A 4,818-nucleotide genomic window follows, 5' to 3' on the forward strand; every position below is an offset into this window, starting at 1 on the left:
CGGCACGGGGCGTTGTTATGATAACGCACGAATGGAAAGCTTCTTTGCTACGCTCAAGAAAGAGAAGCTGTACAAGATCAAGACCGAGTACTATCCGATGGCCTACATTAAATCGATCATCATCAGATACATCATGGTCTACTACAATAGACGGCGGATCTACACCTCTAATCCGGGGGGCTGGCCGCCATCCATTTATCGCGAAAGAATGCTGTCGCAAGCAGCCTAGTAACGGGATGCCTAATATGAGTGTGTTTTCAAACTGCACTTTTATTGACAATTCCAATTATTTCGATGTGGAAATTTGCAAACGCTGCCCGTTGAAGGAAGGTTGTTACAAAGAAGGAGCCAAGAGCAAAACGTACTCAGTGACGATAAAGTCTGACGAACACGTGGAACAGATGACGTTCCAGGAAACAAAATATTTCAAGGAAAAATCTAAAGAACGCTACAAAATTGAAGCGAAAAACAGTGAACTCAAACATGGACACGGGTATGATGTAGCCACATCCTCGGGTCTAATTAGCATGCAACTGCAGCTGCGATGGCCATATTTGCTGTGAATCTTAAGCGAATATTGAAATTAGTAGACTAAGAGCAACGAAGTGAATACAGCATAATGAGGATAAAAAAGACATTCATCTCCAACAAAAGTGAAGTGAATGTCTTTTATTTGCCATTTGCACTGCATTTGCAGAAAAGCAGCAGGTTCTTCAGTGGCCTCGATGAATTCAGAAGTCATCTCCTAGCTGCTTGAGGCTTCAATACCGTTTCTCAACACTGTCCATAAATGAGGTTACAGTTCAAGGGTTAGTCGCATTGTGGCTAAAAAACGATTTTAACTTAAAGAAGGAAATATTGTATGCCCTGAATACAGGTAGTACAATGCTTACTACTAAAGCTAATCCAAGTCTAACCATAATTGACTTTTTGTCCATAAAGTAATGTTTATCTTTCCTGAACAAAGATGAAGCAACATCACTTAGTAGAAGTGAAAAAAGCGCAAGTATGAAAAGGGGCTGTCAATCTTTTTGTGTAAACTCATTTAAAGAGAATCCCCCGAGGGGATTTCAAAATTTAGCGCAAATGACGACCTACCCTGCCCGAAAAAAAGACGGAAAGTTGTAACAGCATCTGTCCCCAGTTTTGGACTCGGCTTGTCCATTTGCGTGTGACGTCCATCGTAGCCAGGTAGAGCATCTTAAGTAGTGCTTCGTCACTCGGAAAGATACTCTTGCCCTTTGTTACTTTACGGAGCTGCCGATGGTAGCTTTCTATGATGTTTGTGGTGTAAATCAGCTTGCGAATTTCTGGAGGGTACTTAAAGAACATGGCTAGTTCATCCCAGTTTCTGCGCCATGATTGCACAATGAGTGGATGCTTCGTTCCCCAGATTTCCTCAAACGATCCAATTCCACCAGAGCGGCTTCTTCTGTCGCTGCTTTGTAGATGGGCTTTAAATCCGCCGCGACCTTTTTGAGATCCTTGTAGGAGACATAGCGGGTGGAATTGCGGATTTAGTGAATGATGCATTTTTGAATTTCGGTCTGAAGATAGCATGCGGTAATGGCTTGGGAAAAGCCGGTCAAATTATCCACGCAAGTGATCAGAATGTCCTGAACGCCACGGTTTTTCAGCTCATTTAAAACACTGAGCCAGAATTTGGCCGATTCGTTTTCGCCGATTCACATCCCGAGTACGTCTTTATTGCCGTCGAGGTCGATGCCAATGACCATATACGCCGCTTTGTTGACGATGGCTCCGTCCTGTTTTACTTTAAAGTGAATGGCATCCAGAAATACGACTGCATAAGCCCCTTGCGGCGGCCGATTCTGCCATTCTTTGATCAGTGGAACGATTTTGTTGGTGACATTGGAAATAAGCGTCGGAGAAACCTTAATGCCGTACACATTTTGCAGATGATCCTGGATGTCCCGCGTACTCACACCCTTGGCGTATAAGGCCACGATCTGATCTTCGATTCCCGTCAATCCTAAAAGTTGCCTCACATAAACCACTCGTTCCCAATCTTCACTCCAACATCCGCTATCTCAACAATTATTCCGATGCCTATGCGTACACGACCAATAAAGATATTTTTGAACCAAAATTCAGGTGAGGGTAATACAATGTTTCGAATTTGATATGTAAACAATTCTCAAAAAAGGCGAAACCTGATTCAAAAATGGCTTGAAATCAGGTTTCGCCTTTCATTAATATGGAATTTGAGAGATAAGGACTAATTAGATATTCCGATCAAAAGTGAAGGATATGCTTGATCTAGTTATTTTTCTGCAATATCCCTCATATATACCTCTTTATTTGACATCGTTTCTACTTTGCGCGGCGAGGCCCAATATTGACCATTATATTTTATAACGTCACCCGATGCCAATTCTCTCACCAATGTGGCCAGCTATATGGTACCCAACCTGTTAGGTCTAGTGTGCCATCAGATTTCTTTGGTGGGGGAGAGTGTTGGCCAGAGTTACTATTTTTTAATTTGTTTGCATCAGCTATAGCTTTTGCTTTTGCTTCAGCTTTTATTTTTGAATCTAAATACTCGTCGGTTAGTTGTATAAATGACAATAAACTTTCTTTTGCTTTATCTTGTTTAATGTCGTTTGTTTTTGCTTTTGCATCATCAATTTCTGTTCGGGTAATCGATTCTTTAACAGTGGATTTTTCTGATGATGTAAATAAAGCATCAACACTCTTTGTTGCAGTTAAAATTTGTTCTTTTTGAGTTTCGGCATCATTAATTTTTATCATCAGTTCGTTTACAAAGGATGGTTTGTCCGACTTTAGCGCATCTAATTGGTCTTTGTAGGACTTTATGTCAGCTGATTCAACAATCGCGCCATTTTTATCGAAAAGTTTATCTATATTCTGTTTTACAGAGAACATCTTCTCCACATAACTTATGTCTAATGTAGCTTGATTTAATAATATGGAAGCTTGGGGTGAAAGTTCTTTATTATTAAAATTTAAAAATAAGTCATGTGTAGATTTTAGAAAAACGAGGGCTAACTAACGCAATAGTTGAATAGATGAAACCCAAGAACCCAACGATGACAAGAAATGCTGACTTACAAAATATCCCCCTAAAGATTTACTTTTACTAGGATATTCGACTTAGCACTCGGAAGTCCTTGTCAAATATGTAAAAATTTATTTAGGCCTAAAGCCTCCTGTTACACTTCATTGTTTTTTTGAGTTAATCAAATAAAGCATGTCGTTCAAAACCTTCGCCAGCTCCTCACGCGTGACGGGCTGATCCGGCCGAAACCCTTGTCTTCTAAAAAGCAGAACAGTGGTTTTTTTTATTCTCAAAACCGTTTACATGTCATAGGTTTTATACCATTTTATATAATTTATATACTTTTTATAATATTAATGGTAATATATTCCTTGGAATAACTGGCCAGTATTTCCTTCTCAACATTACACTTCAATACTGGAGGTTCTTATGAAACTAAAAAAAGCTGCACTAGTTCTCGCATCCGTTGCCATGCTCACATTTGGAGTACAAAATGCTTCCGCTACTGAAGTGTCAACCATGAGTACTAATATTACAGAATGGGAGATTAGTAATGGCGCTAGTAATAGTGACTTTAACGCCCCAGAGCGTTTCCTTAGATCAACTTTATTCCCTGTCCCTGGCCCGGGTATCCCAGGTTATACCGATCAACAGCTCGAAGCTATTAACCCAATCGGGTATAACAAGCTTGGAAAGCTTAACGGTGCTGTAGACCATGACTATTACTTGCTTACTGTCCCTTCAAGTGCTGTTTATCCTGGCTCTTTTGTAATAGTTACATTGGTTTCTCCAACAGGTTATAAATATGAACTCAATTTAACCACCGAATCTGGATCTCCTATTTATCCAAAAGAGTGGTTAGTAGATGATAATCAAGTTGCGCAGGTCAAAATTCCTACAGAATATAATCAAAGAATCAAGTTGCACGTCAGCACCTTTAGTTCAACAGTAAGTCAGGACTACTACCAATTAAGTATCAGCGGTTGATTTAACACTTTTCCATTCGACGTCGATCAAAAGATCGACGTCTTTTGATTTCAACATATAGCGTTTCTATGTCCTTCGATATTCATTGTGTACCTAATCTCCACGATGCACTCCGGTATAAATCGAACCCTGCCCCTGATCAACCTCATCCAGATAGGATCGCCAGCATTGCGGTGTTGCTGGAGTAATCTACTTGCCCCGCACCAGTCAACTCTTTTGGCTTATAATCCCATATCATTTCCTTTACCAAGCTTCTCACGATGAAATCACGTTCATCCTGAAAGTCATTGTCAAGCCTGCCGTCTCCAAGCTTGGCTTAAAAGTATGTATAAAAAACGCTTTCGATATTAAATGAATTGCGAGACGTTTCGATGAATATTTTCTCATCTCATCGTAGCTTGGACTTACTTCCATGCGCAGCAATCCTTGAGCTTTAGAAATGATTTCTGCTGGTTCCTTATGATCCTTACATTCTTGCTGCTTGTTGTAAAATGTAATGTATCTGCTGCCATTAAAAATGAGTTGCTGTCTCATTCCGTCCGTATAATTTGGGCTTCATATACGGGATATACAGACCGTGTAGCTGCTTAATGTAATTCTCTACCTCATCTCCCAATTGAAAATTCCAGCATAAATCAATTCTTGATACATACCAATCCTCCTGCTTCATATGTATGGCAAATAACTCATATAATCGGGAACTTAGCCTATGAAAGAAAAGAGGAATATCGCTTTCTTGTATGAGGTAGACGTTGTTTCCGTAGAGGAATTTGGGAATGGATACTTGTACA

At 40.0% G+C, this 4,818-nt stretch carries 3 protein-coding genes and 2 pseudogenes; 3 read left to right on the plus strand and 2 right to left on the minus strand.

Features of this window, described 5'->3' with window-relative positions; all coding sequences use genetic code 11:
- Positions 1-229: IS3 family transposase (locus tag KXG62_RS33595; protein WP_218096361.1), on the plus strand; the 229-nt coding region annotated here is incomplete at its 5' end.
- A 58-nt stretch (positions 230-287) separates the two neighbouring features.
- Positions 288-595, plus strand: a pseudogene (locus tag KXG62_RS33600) (transposase); the annotation flags it as partial.
- A 482-nt stretch (positions 596-1,077) separates the two neighbouring features.
- On the opposite strand, the pseudogene KXG62_RS33605 reads toward KXG62_RS33600, so the two are convergent.
- Both KXG62_RS33605 and KXG62_RS33610 read right to left on the minus strand, forming a co-directional pair.
- Positions 1,078-1,991: pseudogene (locus KXG62_RS33605) on the minus strand (IS256 family transposase); the annotation flags it as partial.
- 409 nt (positions 1,992-2,400) lie between these two features.
- Positions 2,401-2,907, minus strand: coding sequence for a toxin Cry1Ac domain D-VI-related protein (locus KXG62_RS33610; RefSeq protein WP_218096362.1), 507 nt, complete (start codon positions 2,905-2,907; stop codon positions 2,401-2,403).
- A gap of 562 nt (positions 2,908-3,469) precedes the next feature.
- Here KXG62_RS33610 and KXG62_RS33615 point away from each other — a divergent pair.
- Positions 3,470-4,027, plus strand: coding sequence for a hypothetical protein (locus KXG62_RS33615; protein WP_218096363.1), 558 nt, complete (start codon positions 3,470-3,472; stop codon positions 4,025-4,027).
- The last annotated feature ends 791 nt before the right edge of the window (positions 4,028-4,818 follow it).

The organism is Paenibacillus solanacearum (assembly GCF_910593845.1).
Taxonomy (GTDB): Bacteria; Bacillota; Bacilli; order Paenibacillales; family NBRC-103111; genus Paenibacillus_G; species Paenibacillus_G solanacearum.

Coding starts and splice junctions, on each gene's coding strand:
- KXG62_RS33610 (WP_218096362.1), bottom strand. CDS start 2,907: ATGTTCTCTGTAAAACAGAATATAGATAAACTTTTCGATAAAAATGGC.
- KXG62_RS33615 (WP_218096363.1), top strand. CDS start 3,470: ATGAAACTAAAAAAAGCTGCACTAGTTCTCGCATCCGTTGCCATGCTC.